The sequence below is a fragment of the Arthrobacter endolithicus genome, assembly GCF_026627425.1.
GTDB lineage: Bacteria > Actinomycetota > Actinomycetes > Actinomycetales > Micrococcaceae > Arthrobacter_M.
This window is the reverse complement of sequence record NZ_JAPNLH010000001.1, coordinates 155,300-173,741: the sequence shown is the minus strand read 5'-3', so window position 1 is coordinate 173,741 and position 18,442 is coordinate 155,300. Positions and strand designations below refer to the sequence as shown.

The 18,442-nt window shown below is 64.6% G+C and carries 16 protein-coding genes; 8 read left to right on the top strand and 8 right to left on the bottom strand.

Annotated features, from left to right (window positions below; all coding sequences use genetic code 11):
• Positions 1-19: 19 nt before the first annotated feature.
• From OS914_RS00885 to OS914_RS00875, 3 genes are all read right to left on the bottom strand, one after another.
• Entirely contained in the window at positions 20-1,009 is a 990-nt protein-coding gene (locus tag OS914_RS00885) for an LLM class flavin-dependent oxidoreductase (protein WP_267544171.1), read from the bottom strand.
• 113 nt (positions 1,010-1,122) lie between these two features.
• Entirely contained in the window at positions 1,123-2,166 is a 1,044-nt protein-coding gene (locus OS914_RS00880) for an FUSC family protein (protein ID WP_267544170.1), read from the bottom strand.
• A 150-nt stretch (positions 2,167-2,316) separates the two neighbouring features.
• Entirely contained in the window at positions 2,317-3,021 is a 705-nt protein-coding gene (locus OS914_RS00875) for a ferritin-like fold-containing protein (RefSeq protein WP_267544169.1), read from the bottom strand.
• Between the two features lie 153 nt (positions 3,022-3,174).
• Between OS914_RS00875 and OS914_RS00870 the strand changes: the two genes are divergently transcribed.
• Entirely contained in the window at positions 3,175-4,716 is a 1,542-nt protein-coding gene (locus tag OS914_RS00870; protein ID WP_267544168.1) for an RNB domain-containing ribonuclease, read from the top strand.
• Positions 4,717-5,145: 429 nt separating this feature from the next.
• A complete protein-coding gene (locus tag OS914_RS00865) occupies positions 5,146-6,837 on the top strand; it encodes a DEAD/DEAH box helicase (protein WP_420713835.1) in 1,692 nt (563 codons plus the stop codon).
• Between the two features lie 258 nt (positions 6,838-7,095).
• Here the strand turns inward: OS914_RS00865 and OS914_RS00860 are convergent, their stop codons facing one another.
• Entirely contained in the window at positions 7,096-7,944 is an 849-nt protein-coding gene (locus OS914_RS00860) for a PHP domain-containing protein (protein ID WP_267544167.1), read from the bottom strand.
• A gap of 117 nt (positions 7,945-8,061) precedes the next feature.
• On the opposite strand from OS914_RS00860, the gene OS914_RS00855 reads away from it, so the two are divergent.
• Positions 8,062-9,654, top strand: a complete 1,593-nt coding sequence (locus OS914_RS00855; protein ID WP_267544166.1) for an aminopeptidase P family protein — start codon at positions 8,062-8,064, stop codon at positions 9,652-9,654.
• 130 nt (positions 9,655-9,784) lie between these two features.
• Here OS914_RS00855 and OS914_RS00850 read toward each other — a convergent pair whose 3' ends face one another.
• A complete protein-coding gene (locus tag OS914_RS00850) occupies positions 9,785-10,708 on the bottom strand; it encodes a YflT domain-containing protein (protein WP_267544165.1) in 924 nt (307 codons plus the stop codon).
• Between the two features lie 173 nt (positions 10,709-10,881).
• On the opposite strand from OS914_RS00850, the gene OS914_RS00845 reads away from it, so the two are divergent.
• Genes OS914_RS00845 through OS914_RS00835 form a run of 3 tightly spaced genes read left to right on the top strand, consistent with a single transcriptional unit; the run spans position 10,882 to position 13,961 of the window.
• Positions 10,882-12,165, top strand: coding sequence for a magnesium transporter MgtE N-terminal domain-containing protein (locus OS914_RS00845; protein WP_267544164.1), 1,284 nt, complete (start codon positions 10,882-10,884; stop codon positions 12,163-12,165).
• Positions 12,158-12,781: a DUF1003 domain-containing protein gene (locus tag OS914_RS00840; protein WP_267544163.1), complete on the top strand. Its 624-nt coding sequence runs from the start codon at positions 12,158-12,160 to the stop codon at positions 12,779-12,781. Before OS914_RS00845 ends, OS914_RS00840 begins: the two co-directional genes overlap by 8 nt.
• A 1-nt stretch (position 12,782) precedes the next feature.
• Entirely contained in the window at positions 12,783-13,961 is a 1,179-nt protein-coding gene (locus tag OS914_RS00835) for an Mrp/NBP35 family ATP-binding protein (protein WP_267544162.1), read from the top strand.
• Between the two features lie 32 nt (positions 13,962-13,993).
• On the opposite strand, the gene OS914_RS00830 is transcribed toward OS914_RS00835, so the two are convergent.
• Together OS914_RS00830 and sigE are read right to left on the bottom strand one after the other, a co-directional pair.
• Positions 13,994-14,452: a twin-arginine translocase TatA/TatE family subunit gene (locus OS914_RS00830; RefSeq protein ID WP_267544161.1), complete on the bottom strand. Its 459-nt coding sequence runs from the start codon at positions 14,450-14,452 to the stop codon at positions 13,994-13,996.
• A gap of 75 nt (positions 14,453-14,527) precedes the next feature.
• Complete coding sequence (gene sigE, locus OS914_RS00825) at positions 14,528-15,250, bottom strand: RNA polymerase sigma factor SigE (RefSeq protein ID WP_267544160.1); 723 nt, start codon at positions 15,248-15,250, stop codon at positions 14,528-14,530.
• Positions 15,251-15,560: 310 nt separating this feature from the next.
• On the opposite strand from sigE, the gene OS914_RS00820 reads away from it, so the two are divergent.
• Both OS914_RS00820 and OS914_RS00815 read left to right on the top strand, forming a co-directional pair.
• A complete protein-coding gene (locus OS914_RS00820; RefSeq protein WP_267544159.1) occupies positions 15,561-16,193 on the top strand; it encodes an O-methyltransferase in 633 nt (210 codons plus the stop codon).
• A 201-nt stretch (positions 16,194-16,394) separates the two neighbouring features.
• On the top strand, positions 16,395-18,062 hold the full coding sequence (locus OS914_RS00815) for a S53 family peptidase (RefSeq protein WP_267544158.1): 1,668 nt from the start codon (positions 16,395-16,397) through the stop codon (positions 18,060-18,062).
• A gap of 3 nt (positions 18,063-18,065) precedes the next feature.
• On the opposite strand, the gene OS914_RS00810 is transcribed toward OS914_RS00815, so the two are convergent.
• Positions 18,066-18,233 carry a DUF3117 domain-containing protein gene (locus tag OS914_RS00810; protein ID WP_267544157.1) on the bottom strand — a complete coding sequence of 56 codons (168 nt, stop codon included), beginning with the start codon at positions 18,231-18,233 and terminating at the stop codon, positions 18,066-18,068.
• Positions 18,234-18,442 lie beyond the last annotated feature (209 nt).

Below are 18,442 nucleotides of genomic sequence, written 5' to 3'. Positions count from 1 at the left end.
GTCATCTCACGGGCAGAGGTCATTTTCCCGGCACAAGTCCGGCAACCTCGGCCAACAGCTGGTAGGACCGCAGCCAGCTGTCCACACTGCTCGCCTGGGTAGCCACAATAAGCTCATCAGCCTGAGCTACTGCGGTGAAGTCATCCAGGTACTCCTTCACCTGGGCGGCCGTCCCGACAGCGGAATACCTGGCCATCTGCAGCACCTGATGGCCCGCCGGGGATTCCAGCAGCAGGTCCGCTTCAGCGTCCGTGAAGGTTTGGCCCTGGCCTACCATCTGGGAAATTCTGTTGCGCTTGGCGGCCAGGAACTGCCGCTGTGCGTCCTCCTCGGTATCGGCTGCGATCACATTGACACCGGCGATGACATACGGCTCGGCGAGTTGCTCTGAAGGCTGGAACTCTCGCCGGTAAATCTTCACCGCATCCTCAAGGGCACTGGGCGCGAAGTGCGAGGCAAACGAATACGGTAGTCCCAGCGCTGCGGCGAGCTTGGCGCCAAACAACGAAGATCCCAAAATATACAGCGGCACATTGGTGCCCTGGCCGGGGATCGCGTTAATGCCCGGGATCCGCGTGTTGCCGGTGAGATATCCCTGCAGCTCCATAACGTCCTGCGGGAACGTGTCCGAGGACATCGGGTCCCGGCGCAAGGCACGCATGGTCTTCTGATCACTTCCCGGCGCCCTGCCCAGACCAAGGTCAATGCGCCCCGGGTGCAGGGTTTCCAGTGTTCCAAACTGCTCGGCAATGGTCAGCGGCGCATGGTTCGGCAGCATGATCCCGCCGGCGCCCAGTCTGATCTTCGTTGTATTCGCAGCAACATGGGCAATCAGAACGCTGGTGGCCGAGGAGGCGATGGTGGGCATGTTGTGGTGTTCTGCATACCAGATCCGTCGGTAGCCCCACTCCTCCGCGCGCTGCGCCAGTGCCACGCTGGCTTTAAAACTTTCGGCGGCTTCGCCTCGGCCAATGTGGGCCAGGTCGAGGATGGAGAGGGGAACAGTCATCAGGTGTGGACCTTTCGTTGGGATACGCGCCGAATTCGGTGGGCTCCTAAGTGCTAACCGTCAGCAGGCCCGGCATATTTCGCAGCTCCGGGCATCGGGGGCCGCGGTGGCCACTATGGGAGCCGGCGGGCGGTGCGCGGCATGCCGCGCGGCCGATTCCGGTCCCGCAACAGAAGGGCGACGGCGATGCCCACCGCCGCGCCGATGCCGGTTTCCACGGCCCGCTCCAGCATCAAAAGACCCACATTGCCCGGGTGCGCCAGTTCCGTCATCAGCAGTGCCAGCGGCGTGATGAACAGCAGGGCCAGCCCGTAGTGCCGGGCGACGAATACTTCCGCCAGGAACTGCAGAACCACCACCAGCAGCACCACTTGCCATGGCGTCAGCGCCAGCAGCAATACCAGCCAGAGCACCCCTAGTCCGGCCAGCGTGCCAAGAATCCGGTGCACTCCTCGGATCACCCGCTTGGCCATGTCAGGTCCCATCAGAGGCACGGCCGCGCTCACCATTGCCCAGTAGCTGTGCCCTACCCCGGTGATCGTCGCCAGGGCGCCTGCTGCCGCGATGGCCAGCGCATACCGCATCGCCTGCAGCCTGACCGCGGGCGAGTTGACCGACCGGCTCGCCGTAGCCGGCCTCGGCCGTGATGGTTTGCCCAATGCCCGACGGATGAACCAACCGGAAATCCCGACGACAACGGCCAGCACCACGGGCAGCGCCGTCGTCAGCAGCGGGACTGAGAGCGGGACGGTCAAGGGTATGTAGGAGGTGGCCGCGAAGGGAAAGATGAAGAAGAATGGGCCTACCGGTCCCAGCCGGAGACGCTCAGCGGCCACCGCACCAACTGCCCCTACCGCCGCAGTCGTTGAGATGATCCACCACGGCGCCGCCCCGGCCAGGGAATTGAGCGAGCCCAGCGTTACAGCCGTCAGGATCAGCAGGCCGGCCTGCAGCTGGTGCGCCATCCGGAGCCGGTAGCTTTCACCCCTGCCGAAGATCCCGGTGAAGGCACCGAACACGGCGTAAATGGCAAGGTCCGAACGCCCCAGGAACAGCAGTACCAGCAGCGGCACGGCCACTCCGATCGCGCAACGTAGCGCCGGATAGTGGTCGTCCCGGGCCGGACCCAGCCGAAAAAACTCGCGGACTACCGCCATCTGGCTCTGCCGCCTTTCGCTCGATAGACTCTCCCGCCGGCGCCGCCTGGCATGGCCTGAGATGCTCCTCGGCCCACGACAGTCAGGCAGACAGGCAGACAGGCAGACAGGCAGACAGGCAGTCAGGCAGGCAGTCAGGCAGACAGGCAGTCAGGCAGTCAGGCCCAACAGACTCATCCGCCGGGAGTGGTTCTTGGTCAGCTGCGCCATCAGCGTACTGACCTCGTCGCGCGCGGCTGGAACGTCGTCGTCGGCCATTAAGCCACGCAGGAAGGTGTGTTCCGTCCCCACTTGCCGTGCCTGGGTCAGCACCTCCGCGACCAATCGTCTGCCCCACAAAGCCAGCCGGGAGGCCAGCCGGGGGTCGTCGGCCAGCATTTTCTTCAGCCGCTCCTGCAGCAGCCTACCGGACTCCTCATTGGTCTGGACCGCCTTGATGATTTCGCGTGTGCGTGGGTCCAAAAATTCACTGATGGCGCGGTAGAAGTCCTCGGAAATGGCGTCGACAACGTATGCCTTCATGAGCGATTCGTACCAGTCCGCGGGCCGGGTGCGGTCATGGAAAGCGTCAATTGATGGTTGGAACGGGCGGATCGCGAGCTCTACGTCCATGTTCATCTCAGCCAACCGGCCCCGGACCACCTCAAAATGCTCGAACTCTGTCACGGCCATCCGGCCCAGAGCGGCCCGGTCATGCAGAGTGGGTGAATACCGGGCGTCGGAGGACAAGCGCTCAAAGGCGGAAAGTTCTCCGTAAGCGATGACGCCTAAGAGGTCTACGACGAACTTGTCATAGCGTGCATTCAGCTCACCGACGGAGACGTTCGGGGCGGACTCACCCGGCGGAATACTCATAGAACCTAGGGTAACGGGTCCGGTACGCTACCGGTGGAACGGGGGATCCCACCCCGCCAAAAGCCGCCGGGCGGGGCCTTCGGGCTAGCGCCGTCGCCCTACCCACCCCGCCAAAAAGCCGCGGGGCGGGGCCCTCGCCGCTAGGCTTAGCGGGTGCCTTACTCTCACATTGATGTGCACTCCAGTGCCGCCCAACAGGAACTTGCCCTGGCGCTGGCGAACCTGAAGACGGAATTCAAGCTTCCCCAAGGGTTCAGCGAGGAGGTATTGGCAGAGGTGAGCGCCGCCATTGCCGCCCATCGGCTCCCCGAACTCGATCTGACGGCCCAGCCATTTCTTAGCATCGATCCGCCGGGCTCAATGGACCTGGACCAGGCGATGTTTCTGGAGCCGTTCGCCGGCCCGGATCCGGTGCCGGACGCGGCAGACAGCCGGAACACGGCAGACGGCCCTGCACCGACCTACCTTGTGCACTATGCCATCGCGGATGTCCCGTCCTTCGTCCCACCGGCGGGTGCCCTGGATTCGGAAACCAGGCACCGCGGGCAGACGGTGTACACGCCCGACGGCCGTGTACCGCTTCATCCCGCGCGCATGAGCGAGGATGCGGCCAGCCTGCTGCCGGGCCGCCTCCGGTCCGCGTTTGTATGGCAGATTGCCCTGGACGCCGCCGGGGAAGAAATCTCGACGACGGTGCGGCGCGCGGCGATCCGGAGCGTGGCAAGGCTCGACTACGCTCAGGCACAGGCCATGATCGACGGCGACTCCAGCCCGGAACTGGCGAACGAGACCGATGGCGCCGTCGCCCAAACGCTGTGCCTGCTCAAGGAGATCGGGCTCAAGCGCATTGCCCTGGAGCACAAGCGCGGCGGGGCAAGCCTAAATGTTCCCCGGCAAGAGGTGGAGTTCGACGGCGACCGGTACCGGCTAGTGTTCCGGCCGGCGCTGCCGGTAGAGGACTGGAACGCGCAGATCTCCCTGCTGACCGGGATGGCCGCTGCGGCGCTGATGCTCGAAGGCAGGGTCGGCATCCTGCGCACCATGCCTGAGCCGGATGCGGCGTCGGTGGACCGGTACCGGCGGCAGACCGTGGTACTGGCCAAACCGTGGCCCGTGGACATACCTTATGGCGATTATCTGCGCTCCTTGGATACCTCCGATCCCCAGCAACTCGCACTAATGCACGCGGCCACGTCGCTGTTTCGCGGAGCTGGCTACACCCCCTTCGACGGCGAGCTGCCGCCGCACAGCGTCCAGGCCGCCGTTGCCGCGCCGTACGCGCATACCACCGCGCCGCTGCGCCGTCTGGTGGACCGGTTTGTGCTGGCGATCTGCGCCGCCTTGTGCGCCGGTGAATCCGTTCCGCAATGGGCCCGCGATGCTTTAGCTCAGCTGCCGTCGATCATGATGGCATCGGATCAGCTGGCCAACAAGGTGGACAGGGCCGCCATTGACACCGTTGAGGCTGCCGTACTGAGCGCTCATGTCGGCGCCGAGTTTGACGCCGTCGTCATCAGCGGTCCCAAGAGCAACGGTAACGGTAATGCACCTGCCAGTCCCAAGAGCATCATCCAGCTCAAGGATCCTGCCGTTTCGGCGTATTGCGCGGGTGCGCTGGAGCCCGGCACGAACGTCCGTGTGCGGCTGCTGCAGGCGGACATTGCGACCCGGACCGTTCTCTTCACGACCTTGTGAGGAACCGCTGAGGACCCTTTGAGGACCGTCCGAGGTGTCAGAGCGGGCGCGAATCGGCCCAAAGCACGGTGAAACACCGGGTGACCGGTTAGACTTGGACTGTAGACATGGATGCCCGGTCGTTGATTGTTTCCTTTTCGAAAGTTCTCTCAAGCCCGCCCCTACGCGATCTTAAGATGTCAGCGCGCTGCGCAGGAAAACTGCAGTGGCAGCCGGCAAGCAGTTGTTAGCCCGCGATCGGCTTCCGCTGGACGTGCCGCCTCTGGCTCCGTTCGACCCCTTCCGGGCCGGCGTCGAAGCCTTGGTTAGCGGCACCTGAATAGACGAATTGAGCGGTAAAAATACTTGGAAACTGACACCACGAACACCGGCGGCGAAACCCGACTGCACGCCGATAACAGCGACGACGAGCTCACTGTTGAAGCAACACTGACCACCACGGCGGAACCGCACCAGGAAGTGGCGCAGACTTTCGCCGACTTCAATGTCCGCGAGGACATCGTTGCCTCGCTCACCGCAGCCGGCATTACCCACCCTTTCCCGATCCAGTCCATGACGCTGCCGATCGCACTGGCCGGCCACGACATTATCGGCCAGGCAAAAACCGGAACCGGTAAGACCCTTGGCTTTGGCATTCCGGCGCTGCAGCGCGTTGTGGCTCCCAAGGACCCGGGGTACGACAAGCTCACCACGCCGGGCGCCCCGCAGGCCATGGTGATTGTGCCGACCCGCGAACTGGCCGTCCAGGTGGCCAACGATCTGGCAACGGCGTCCCGGCAGCGGGGTGCGCGGATCGTCACCATCTACGGTGGCCGCGCTTACGAGCCACAGATAGAATCCCTGCAAAAGGGCGTCGAGGTAGTGGTCGGCACTCCCGGACGCCTGATTGATTTGTATAAGCAAAAACACCTGAACCTCAAAAGCGTCAAAATCGTCGTGCTGGACGAGGCGGACGAAATGCTGGACCTGGGTTTCCTGCCCGACGTCGAAACGCTGATCGCCGGCACGCCTGCAGTCCGCCAGACGCTACTGTTCTCCGCCACCATGCCCGGCGCCGTCGTTGCCATGGCCCGGCGGTACATGACGCAGCCAACCCACATCCGCGCCGCCGACCCGGATGACGAGGGCCTGACCAAGCGCGACATCCGCCAGCTGGTTTACCGGGCGCACAGCATGGACAAGGCCGAAGTTGTCTCGCGCATCCTACAGGCCCGTGGACGCGGCCGGACCATCATCTTCACCAAGACCAAGCGCACTGCGGCCAAGGTCTCCGATGAGCTCATTGACCGCGGTTTTGCCGCCGCCGCCATCCATGGGGACCTGGGCCAGGGAGCGCGCGAGCAGGCGCTGCGTGCCTTCCGCAACAACAAGGTCGATGTGCTCGTGGCCACCGACGTTGCCGCCCGCGGCATTGACGTTGACGACGTCACGCACGTGATCAATTACCAATGCGTCGAGGACGAAAAGATCTATCTGCACCGGGTGGGCCGCACCGGCCGGGCCGGCAATAAGGGCACCGCGGTGACCTTTGTGGACTGGGATGACATGCCGCGCTGGGCCCTGATTAACAAGGCGCTGGGCCTGAACGTTCCGGAGCCGGTGGAGACGTATTCCTCCTCGCCGCACCTCTACGAAGACCTGGATATCCCCGAGGGTACCAAGGGACGGCTGCCGCGGAACCAGCGCACGCACGCCGGAATCGATGCCGAGGTCCTCGAGGATTTGGGCGAGACGGGCAAACGCACTGCAGCACCGCAGACTGGCCGTTCCGGCGGGCGGGATGCCGGCCGCACAACCGGACGTGAAGCCGGCAGGAAGTCCGACGCCGATGGCCGATCCGGCGGGCGCACTTCCGGCGCGCGTTCCACGGACAGTGACCGCACGTCCGGCGGCGAGGGCCAACGCAGCCGTGCGCGCGCTGGTTCGGCAGGCAGCGGCGCGGAACGAAGCCGCCGTCGGCCGTCCACCGAAGCCCCCGGCACCACCGAAACCGACACCACGACGGCAGGCAACGACGCGGACGGCTTGGCCCAGCCGGCGCGCCCCCGACGCAACCGCAGCCGGACGCGACGGCGCAACGGCGAGGTCGTGGCAGGCGCCGAAACGCAGGCCACTGAGTAGCACAAAACCCAATGAGACATCGGTGCTGGCCCGCACACTTCGGTGTGTTGGCCAGCGGCGTCATTGAGCTGAGCTCGCGGCTGCCACGGGGGAAACTTCATCATCTCCCGTGAGGAGGTCGGCGCGCTGGCAACCGCATACGCAAAAGGTCACGATCTGTATACCCGTAACGCCGAGGACTTCGCGGGCCTCGAAGACCTGGTCCGCGTGATCGCCGTCTGATCCCGGGACACGACCAGTCCGAAATACCAATTCCGGCTAAGGGCGAATCACCGGTGTGCCGCTGGCCAGCTCCTCAATCCGCCTCAGCACCTCCGGCGCCGTGAGGTTTTCCCCCAGCAAATTAGGCTTCCCGGCACCGTGGTAATCCGACGAACCGGTCATCAGCAAACCGTGCCGCGCCGCCAGGGCCCGTAGCCGTACACGGCCCTCCTCCGGATTATCCCGGTGATCCACCTCAACGCCCAGCAGTCCGGCGTCAATCATGTCCTCGAACGTCTGGTCCGAAACCACACGTCCCCGGGCCGAGGCGACTGGATGGGCAAAAACCGGCACTCCCCCGGCCGCCCGCACCAGCTCAACCGCCAGTATCGGGTCCGGCGCATAATGCGACACGTAGTACCGCGAATGGGAGGAGAGCATGGTTCCAAAGGCCTCAGCCCTGTCTTCCACAATTCCGGCGGCCACCAGGGCGTCGGCAATATGTGGCCGTCCAACTGTTGCGCCGGGAGCAATATGCTGCGTGACGTCATCCCAGTTCAGCGGGTAATCCTCGGCCAGCCGCTCCACGAGCCGGGTCGCGCGGGAAAGGCGGGCATCCTTGGCCTTGGTGATTTCCTCGAGTAGACCGGGATCGGCCGGATCATGCAGGTAGGAGAGCAAATGAACGCTGATACCCTCGGCCGTACGGCAGGACACTTCCATGCCGGGGACCAGCACTACCCCAAGCTCTCGTGCTGCCGCGGCAGCTTCCGCCCAGCCTGCGGTGGAATCATGGTCGGTTAACGCCAGCACATCCAGGGCCGCGTCTCTAGCCGCGGCCAGCAAAACGGCCGGCGGCTGGGTTCCGTCCGAAACATTGGAATGGGTATGCAGATCGATCCTCACCCTCACAGCCTACGTCCGGCCGCTCCCGGATGCGTGCGCCCGCGCATGGCTGGGCCGCCGGTAACCGCTTCTTGCCGCCGGTGGCCCCATGTCGGGGCGCGGTGAGAGACTTAAGGGGTGAATGAGTCCCAGCAGAGCACCCCAGAGTCCGCATCCGCACAACAGCCCCTTGAGGACCGCGTGAACAACCGGTCGCAGAAGCCTCAATCGGAGGCCTTCCGCGCTTTCATGGCCAGCAACTGGGCGCCGTCCCCGCTCACCCTGCCGGAGCGTGCGGAGGTCGCAGACCATGCCGGCCGCCGCCGTCGTGCCGTGTCTGTGCAGTTCCCGGGCGAGCGCTTGATTATTCCTGCGGGCCCATTGAAGGTCCGCTCCAATGACACCGATTACCGCTTCCGCCCGCATTCGGGGTTCGCCCACCTGACGGGTCTGGGCGTGGATCACGAACCGGACGCCGTCCTGGTCATGGAGCCGGCAGATGTTGGCACCGGCGATGACGGCGGCAACCATCACGCGACGCTGTACTTCCGCCCGCTGGCCGGCCGGGACACCACGCAGTTCTATGCCGACGCCCGCTCGGGGGAATTCTGGATCGGCCCGCGGCCTACGCTGGAGGAATTCACCGCTCGATTGGGACTGGCCACGGCTCACCTTGATGAATTGGAGATCGCTGTCACCAAGAACGTTGGGGAGCCTTCCGTCGGCGGAGTCTCCATCCGCCTGGTCCGCAAGGTTGATGAGAACATTGACGCCCTTGTTGACACCGCCCGATACAACACGGCCAAAGATCCCGAGCAGCTGGATCTGAGCGCCCTCGACGCCCTCGACGACAAGCTCACCGAGGCGCTTTCCGAGCTGCGGCTGATCAAGGACGACTGGGAAGTGCGCCAGATGGAGCTTGCGGTCGCAGCGACCGTTGCCGGCTTTGAGGAAATCATCAAGGCCCTTCCGCGCGCCATCACCCATGCCCGCGGGGAACGTGTCGTGGAGGGTGCGTTTTTTGCCCGGGCCCGTGAGGAGGGTAACGAACTCGGTTACGACACCATTGCCGCGGCCGGCAACAACGCCACCATCCTGCACTGGACCCGGAACACCGGCGCGGTCAAGGCAGGCGAGCTGATCCTGGTCGACGCAGGAGTCGAGGCTGAGTCACTCTACACCGCAGACGTCACGCGCACCGTTCCCGTGAACGGCAAATACACCGAAATCCAACGCAAGGTCTACCAGGCCGTGCTGGACGCTGCCGATGCCGCCTTCGCCGTCGCCGTCCCAGGCCGGAAGTTCCGCGATGTCCACAACGCGGCCATGGAGGTCCTCGCTGCACGGCTCCAAGAGTGGGGGTTGTTGCCGGTTTCCGCCGAAGTCGCCCTCTCTGATGAAGGCCAGCACCACCGTCGCTGGATGCCGCACGGCACCAGCCATCACCTTGGCCTGGACGTGCACGACTGCGCGCAGGCCAAGCGGGACCTGTACCTGGACGGCGTCATCACCGAGGGGATGATTTTCACCATCGAACCGGGACTGTACTTCAAGGAAGAAGATCTGGGAATTGGTGCCGAATACCGCGGCATCGGCGTCCGGATCGAGGACGACATCCTGATCACCGCTAGTGGTCCGGTTAACCTGAGCGAGGCGTTGCCCCGCACCCCGGACGAGGTTGAATCCTGGATGGCCGGCATCTACGGTGCCGAAGCAGCAGCCGGCAACTGACGTTTCGGCAAAGCCACGCATCCCATCCGAGCCACGACGACGACGGCGGCCCGCACCTTTTCGGTGCGGGCCGCCGTCGTCTTGGGCCATAACCGGCCTCGGGGGAACGCCCCTGTTTCGCGCTGACCGGCTACCTGTCGGCAGGCGGCGCGGGCTGCCGGGAATCTTCGGCAGGAACGTCCGCCGGCTGCTGCTGCGGAACGGGCGGGACCTCCACCGCCGGCTGGTCCTGCGCGTTCTGCGGCAGACGGATGCCATACTGCGGGCGGCCGTCGGGCAGGTCGGAGTAGGTGCCGGGAGTTTTGCCGGAGGGGGGCACGACAGCCCCTTCTACCGGCGCCTCGTCAACGGGGACGCCGTGGGAGTTGCCGGGTGCGCTCTGGCCCGTTTCACCGGACGCGCCATAAGGATCGGTCCAGCCATTCGGCCGGTCCGGCGGAGTCGGCGCCGGCTGATTCTGGCCGGGGTAGTTCTGAACGGGGTAGTTCTGCCCCGGCTGGTTGGGCGCAGCCGGCGGCTGATACGTCCGGGCTGCCTGGACCGGATGCGCCGCGCCTTTGCTCATCGGCAGCTGGGACAACAGCCGGCGCGCGTCGGAGGAAACATCTGGGGCCACAATAACGTCATAACTGGAGGCCAGGACCTGGCTGGTCGAGGTGAAGTCCCGCTTCCCGCGCTGTGTTGCATAGCTGGCAATACCGAACAGCATCCAGAACGCGGCGCCCATCAGGATCGAAGTCATCAAAGAGACCCCGCCGCCGGCCGAGCTGGGGCCGAAGAAGGAGAGCAGTACGCCAACGAACAGTCCGAACCAGGCACCGGTCAAAGCCCCGGAGAGCGCTACGCGGGGATAGCTGAGCTTACCGGTGACCCGTTCCACCATTTTCAAATCATTGCCGACAATCGAGACCTGCTGAACGGGGAATTTCTGGTCCGCGAGGTAGTCCACTGCCTTCTGGGCATCAAGGTAGGAGGTGTAAGAGCCTACGGTGTCTCCGGCGGGAACAGCACGAGCTGAGTCCACGCCGCGGGTGCGTCCAAAAAGGTTTGCCATACTTCATTGTCTCCCATGATGCTGACGGTGCGCAGGGATATCGCTGGCAGTGAACCCGCGCCCGCCCCGCCGCCGACCCGCCCGTCGCCGCCGGGAGGCCCTCGGGGCCGAAACAAAGGCCACATCCGGCCCGGAATTCCCGCATTCGGCGGCCCGCGACGTAGCCTGTACTAGTGAGCACCAATCCCTCGCGCGTCTTTGTTGCGCGCCTTCTCGGACTCGACGTTTTCGACCCGCTGGGTGACCGGCTGGGGCGACTACGTGACGTTGTCGTGCTTGCCCGCGGCGTCACCGGCGCACCGCACGCCGTCGGCATCGTCGTCGAGGTTCCCGGCAAGAAGCGGGTTTTTGTGCCGATGACCCGTGTGACGTCCATGGAGCAGACGCAGATCATCTGCACCGGGCTGGTCAACCTGCGCCGCTTTGACCAGCGCGGCGCCGAAATGCTGGTGGTCGGTGAGCTCTTTGACCGCAAGGTGACACTGACCGATGGCAGCGGGGACGCGGTGGTAGAGGACATTGCCCTCGAAGAGCAGCGCAACGGGGACTGGCTGATCTGCCAGCTGTTCGTGCGCCGCGGATCCTCCACCTCGCGGCTGCGGGGTCTGCGCCGCGGGCACACCATGCTGATCGACTGGTCGGATGCGAATCAGGGTGAGAACACCGAGCCGCAAGGTGCCGGGCAGTTTGTTGCCACGCATGAGGACCTCAAGCCCGCGGACTTCGCCGACGCGCTGCAGGAAATGTCGGACAAGCGGCGCATCGAGGTTGCCAGCGAGCTCCAGGATGAGCGCCTGGCCGATGTGCTGCAGGAGCTCCCCGAGGAAGACCAGGTTCAGCTGCTCTCCGCCCTGGACAATGAGCGCGCGGCGGACGTGCTGGAGGAAATGGACCCGGACGACGCCGCTGACCTGCTGGCGGATCTGGCGCCCGCGAAGGCGGAACAACTGCTGGCGTTGATGAATCCCGACGACGCCGACGACGTCCGCAGGCTGCTGCAGTACGACGACGACACGGCCGGCGGTCTGATGACGCCGGTACCGGTGATCCTCCCGCCGGAGGCGACGGTGGCCGAGGCGCTGGCGCATGTGCGCAGCGAGGAACTCTCCCCCGCGCTCGCCTCCGCTATTTTCATTTGCCGGCCCCCGCTGGAGACACCGACAGGTCGATTCCTGGGTGTGGTGCATATCCAGCAGCTGCTGCGCAGCGCCCCGCCAGAACAGCTGGGAAGCATTGTAGACACCATGCTGGAGCCGGTTTCGGACCACGCCAGTGTCAGCGAGGTAAGCCATATCATGGCCTCCTACAACCTCAACTCGCTGCCGGTGGTTAATAAGGCCGGCCGTTTGGTGGGGGCGGTGACTGTTGACGACCTCTTGGACCATCTGCTCCCGGACGACTGGCGAACCCACGATGACGGCGCCCCGATCAGAAAACTAGGAGGCCGCTTTGGCTGAGAAGCACCCTACCAAGCTCGGCGGTCTGGACACCCCCCGCGAGCTGCGCTCCCGGATGCTGCCTAATTTCGCGTCCGATCCTGACACGTTCGGCCGCTTTGCCGAACGCTTCGCCCGATACATGGGCACGGCAAATTTCCTGCTCTACATGACGATTTTTGTCATTGTCTGGATCGCCTTCAACGTGATCGGGCTGTTCGGCTTCCAATGGGATCCGTACCCTTTTATCCTGCTGAACCTGTTCTTCTCCACACAGGCTTCGTACGCCGCACCTTTGATTTTGCTGGCGCAGAACCGGCAGGACGACCGGGACCGGGTGACGATCGAGCAGGACCGTGCCCGGGACGAGCGCAACCTCGCCGACACGGAATACCTCACTCGCGAAGTGGCCGCGCTGCGGATCTCGCTGCGCGAAGTAGCAACCCGCGATTTTGTCCGCTCAGAGCTGCGGTCGCTGCTGGAGGAGCTGCTCACGGCCCAAGATAACGAGGCGGACGCCGATGCCCAGCCGGTCCGGGAAAGTTCCCGGGACAGTAAGGGCTCCCCGAAAACCACCTCCCTTCCGCGCGTCCCGGCGGGCAGGAATGCCGGCGCGCGGTCCAGATCGGGAAACTAGTATGCCGGAAACCGAAGGATTGACGGCGTCTGGAAGCGGGGTTCTGCCATCGGCTGCCGCGCTGAAGGCCGCCTTGGCGTCGGTGATCGATCCCGAGTTGCGGCGCCCGATCACCGAGTTGGGCATGGTCAAAGAGGTCACCATCGACGATGACGGCCGGGTACACGCCGTCGTCCTGCTCACCATCGCGGGCTGCCCGATGCGGGACACCATTCGTACCAATGCTGCCCGCGCGCTTGCCGGCGTCCACGGCGTGACCGGGGTCGAAGTGGAGCTCATCGTGATGACTGTGGCGCAACGTCAGGCGCTGAAAGAACAACTCCAGGGAGCCGGCGCAACCCGCGGCATTGTCTTTAACGACCCCGGCTCCCTCACCCGTGTCTACGCGGTGGCCAGCGGCAAGGGCGGCGTTGGGAAGTCAAGTGTCACGGTGAATCTGGCCTGTGCCATGGCGGCCAAGGGCCTTCGGGTGGGCATTGTGGACGCCGACATCTACGGCTTTTCCGTACCCGGTCTGATGGGATTGACGTCGAACGGCGTTACCCAGAGTCCTACCCGCGTGGACGAAATGATCCTGCCACCGGTGGCCTACGGCGTCAAGGTCATCTCCATCGGCATGTTTATCACCGGTAACCAGCCCGTCGCCTGGCGGGGACCGATGCTGCACCGGGCGCTGGAGCAGTTCCTGACCGACGTCTACTTCGGGGATCTGGACGCGCTGTTCCTGGATTTGCCCCCCGGAACGGGCGACGTGGCGATTTCCGTCGCCCAGTTGCTGCCGAAGGCGGAGATTTTGGTGGTCACCACTCCCCAGGCAGCGGCGGCGGAGGTGGCAGAACGTGCCGGTGCCATCGCGCTGCAGACCGGTCAGAAAGTCGCGGGAGTAATCGAAAATATGTCATTTCTGATGTTGCCGGACGGAAGCACCATGGACCTGTTCGGCTCCGGCGGCGGCGCACTCCTGGCCGAAAGGCTGAGCCAGACCATGAACGCGCCGGTCCCGCTGCTGGGCCAGATCCCGCTGGAAATTGCCCTGCGGGAGGGCGGCGACAGCGGTTCGCCCATAGTACTGGCCTCTCCGGAGGCGGCCAGCGCAACGGCTCTGCAGGGGATTGCAGACCGGTTGGCGCTGCGCCCGCGCGGGCTCGCCGGGCTCAAACTCGACGTCAGGCCCGGCTAGCGTCAGCTCGCTTCGGGCTTCACACTCGGGCTTTAGGTGGCTTCGACGTCGAAAGGAGCCTGTTCTCCGACAGCCAGCCGGTCCAGAACCCTACCGTTGGCGGCGCCAGCACTCCCCGGACCGCCCCACATGAGTGTGGAGTCACCGTTTTTTTCCAGAGACAGACTCTCCGGTACTGCCGCGCCCACTGCAGCCGCCGCGGGGCCCACTGCACTGACCGGCTTGACCGGGGTTTCGTCGTCGTCCATCAGTGCATCGCGGATGATCCGGCGGGGATCGTACTGGCGTGGATCGAGCTTTTTCCAGTCGATCTCATCAAGATCGAGACCGGCCTCGTCCTTGATGGTTTCCCGGGCGCCGGCCGCCATCCGACGAACCTCGCGGATCAGGTTTTTGAGCTTTTCAACGTATTCGGGCAGCCGCTGGGGGCCAATCACCAGGACTGCCACAATGGCAATGATGATCAGCTCCGGAGTATTGATTCCAAACACCTTAGGAAGATTACCCTCTCCGGCTCAATTGCAGCGACTTAGCGCCGCATAATCCCCGCCACGGGTTAGCGACGGCTAGTGGATGCCGGCAATGCGCGGCAGCTTTAGCCTTGGCTTGGCGGTTTTCCGAGCGGAATCCGCCTGCCCACCGGACGTGCCGGCGGGCGCACGGTGGGCCAGCGACTCGCGCAGCATGGTCCTCCCGCGGTGAATGCGCGATCGCACCGTGCCGAGCTTTATTCCCAGCGCAGCGGCGACCTCATCGTAGGAAAGACCTTCCAGGTCACAGAGCACGACGGCGGCGCGGAAGTCCGGCGGCAGCGCCTCCAGCGCGGCCTGCACATCGATGTCCAGATTGTTGTATTCGAAGAGACGCTCCGGCCCGGGGTCCCTGCCAGGCAGCCGAGTCTCGGCGTCTTCGCCCAGCGCATCGAAACGGATCCGGCTCTTGCGGCGTGCCTGGTCCAGGAAAAGATTAGTGGTGATCCGGTGCAGCCAGCCGTCCAGCGTCCCCGGCTTGAAGTTTGCCAGTGAACGGAAAACGCGGACAAAGACCTCCTGGGTGAGGTCCTCGGCGTCGTATCTGTTTCCGGTCAGCCGGTAGGCCAGGCGGAAGACCTTGGCGGAATGATTGGTGACCACTTCCTCCCAGGAAGGTGCCACCCATGCGGGATCACCCGCGGGCTCAAAATTCACCTGCTGCTCTACCGTTCCGCCGTCGGGGGTCCTGCCTGAAGAACCGGACGTGGACGTCGAGCGGACCGGTCCGTTTACCGCAGCCGCTGCTGTTGCAGTCATGGCCGCTCCTTTCTGTCCTTGGCCTTCCCCGCTTGGCGGGGTCGGCACAGTTGAGCTAAAACGTGCCGCCGGAGCTGTCAGTCCGGTCAGGACTCCGTCATTGACGGCGTCTTTATGGCTATTCGTTGCCGCTCCCCTGCCGGATGGTCCGCTGCTGTGTCACGTCTGCCGGTAATATTCGATGGGTCTTAAGTATGTCAAATCAAACTGAATACACACTGACAGGCTTACCCAGTGCGTAACAGGGCAGCATTCCGCCAGGCAGTAGGCTTGGAAGCAATCCGTGCAACAGAGTAGGAAACTTAGAATCATGAGTGCCGACAAGTCCACCAGCTGGTCCTATACCGAAGGCCTGCCGACCGAGGACGATGTTTTATTGCGCGCCCGTGAGCGTTCCCATGAGCTAGGAATTTTTCCGGTCAGCCCCGGCGTCGGTTCGGCCCTCACCGTGCTGGCTGCAGCGTCCAAGGCTCAGACCGCCGTGGAAATCGGGACGGGGGCGGGCGTCTCTGGCGTCTGCCTGCTCCGGGGGCTGAGTCGACAGTCCGTTCTGACCACCATCGACGTCGACGTCGACCACCTCAAGGCCGCGCGTGAGGCCTTCGTCGAATCCGGATCTCCTGCCAACCGGACGCGCACCATCTCCGGGCGGGCGGCGGATGTGTTGCCGCGCTTGACGGATTCCGCCTACGATCTGGTCTTCATCGACGCAGACAAGCCCTCCTACCCCGGGTACGTCGAACAGGCCATCCGGTTGCTGAAGCCCGGCGGCCTGCTGATCGTCAATGACGCGCTGGATAAGGACCGGGTATCTGATCCTGCCATCCGCGACGCTGGAACCGTGGTCCTGCGCCAAGTGGGGAAAACTGTCCGCGAGGACGACCGGCTGATGAGTGCCCTGCTGCCTACCGGCGACGGACTGCTGCTCGCCGTCAAGCGCTAGGCTCCGTCACCGCGACGGCGGGGCCGCCCCACAAAGCAGGTACTGCGGGACCGTGAAGAACTATGACGACGGGGCGGCCCCACGAAGGGGGGCTAATCAACTGCGTCTTCGCGGGGTTGACCAGTCCTCACGGGCACGAAAGGGTACCCCCGAATCGGGGCGCCTCTTCTCCTTGTCCGTTCCCGGTGGTAGACCGGGTACATGAATACGTCACAGCCGGATCATCAGGACAACCCCACGCAGCCGACGGACGCTACACAGCCGGCAGATCCCACCCAACCAGCAGGCAGCGCCCAACCGCTGGATCTGCGCGAGCTTCCCGGGAGCCACCGGGCCGAGGTCACGGGGGTGGCTCCCGCGGCACAACCCCTGCATCCCTCCGTTCAAGTGGACGCTACGGTCATCCTGCGGCGCAGGGCCGAGCCAGGCCAAGACGCGTTCGCCACACCGCGGAATTCCCAGGAACTCGCGGACGCCTTCGGCGCGGCGCCGGAGGATCTTGACCTCGTGACCTCAACGCTCAGCTCGCTGGGGGTTACCGTGCTTGACAGCGATGCCGCCTCCCGGCGTGTGAGAGTCAGGGCCAGCGCAGGAGTCATGAACCGCATATTCGGCACCCAGCTGAAGCAAAGTGACGCGGCGGAGGGCCCCGGCAAAGGCGGAACGCAGCGCCGCCGCACCGGCTCGCTGAGCGTCCCGGCCAATCTGGACGGCGTAATAACAGCGGTGCTCGGGCTCGACGACAGGCCGCAGTCCCGTACGCGTTTTCGGCTAGTGCCGGCTGCTGCGCAGTCGGTCTCGTACACGCCGCTGGATCTGGGCCGCGTTTATAAGTTCCCCACCGGCTACGACGGGTCCGGCCAGAGAATCGCCATCATCGAACTCGGTGGCGGCTACCAGCAAAGCGATCTGGATACGTATTTCGGGGGCCTCGGCATCACTGCCCCCGTGGTCCACGCGGTCGGAGTCGATGGAGCGGACAACCGCCCGGGGCAGGACCCTTCGGGCGCGGATGGGGAAGTACTTTTGGACATCGAAGTCGCTGGCGCGCTGGCGCCCGGAGCGCAGATTATTGTCTATTTTGCGCCCAATACGGATGCCGGGTTCCTGGACGCAGTCAGCACCGCGGCCCACGCCGTTCCTGCTCCGGCAGCCATCAGCATCAGCTGGGGACAAAGCGAAGACGCCTGGACTGGACAGGCGCGCAATGCTATGGATCAAGCAATGCAGGATGCGGCGATTCTGGGTGTGAGCGTGACGGCAGCGGCGGGCGATGACGGCAGCACCGACCGCGCGACGGACAAGAAGGCACACGTGGACTTCCCCGCTTCCAGCCCGCACGCTCTGGCCTGCGGCGGGACCCGCTTGGACGCAGCCCCGGCAACCGGTGCCGTCAAATCCGAAACAGTCTGGAACAACGGAGCTTCCGGCGGAGCCACTGGCGGTGGGGTCAGCACAGCTTTCGCCCTCCCACCATGGCAGGCCCGCGTAGGTGTTCCGACTCCGGCAGGGAAGAGCGGACGCGGAGTCCCGGATGTCTCCGCGGTCGCAGATCCGCAGACGGGATACCGGGTCCGAGTGGACGGTCAGGATATGGTGATCGGCGGCACCAGCGCCGTGGCACCATTGTGGGCGGCCCTGATCGCCCGGCTGGCGCAGGCAGCCGGACACGGGTTAGGTCTCCTGCAGCCAGCCCTCTACGGAAAAACCGGCCAGGGTGCCGTTCCGGCCGGTTTTCGGGATATCACCAGCGGAAACAACGGGGCTTATACTGCCGGTCCTGGCTGGGACGCCTGCACCGGATTGGGAGTTCCGGATGGATCAACACTATTGAAAGTACTAATCCCCAGCGCAGGGCCGGCCGCCTAGCGATTACTCCGTTGCGCCGATCAGGCATTCCTTAAGGTTGACTGCCTCCGCCACCTTGAGTTCTACTACCAGACGTCCGCCGCCTTCCAGTGGAACTCGCATAATCAGGCTGCGTCCTTCTTTAGTAACTTCCATCGGACCGTCGCCGGTTCTGGGTTTCATCGCCGCCATAAGGAATTTCCCTTCACAGTATGCGGACGCTGGTCTCTTGGCAGATCCCCCCGACCGCGAGGTAACGTCGGCCGCACAGCCCTCAGTAGGGCCGTGCACCCGGGGCAATCTTCGGCTGCCCTGTTGGTTCGCTCACACCATTATCCTGCAGAAATGGGCCGGGGGCTAATCGCAGCACCAGCCGACGGCGCCAGCTCCCGCCGTCTGGA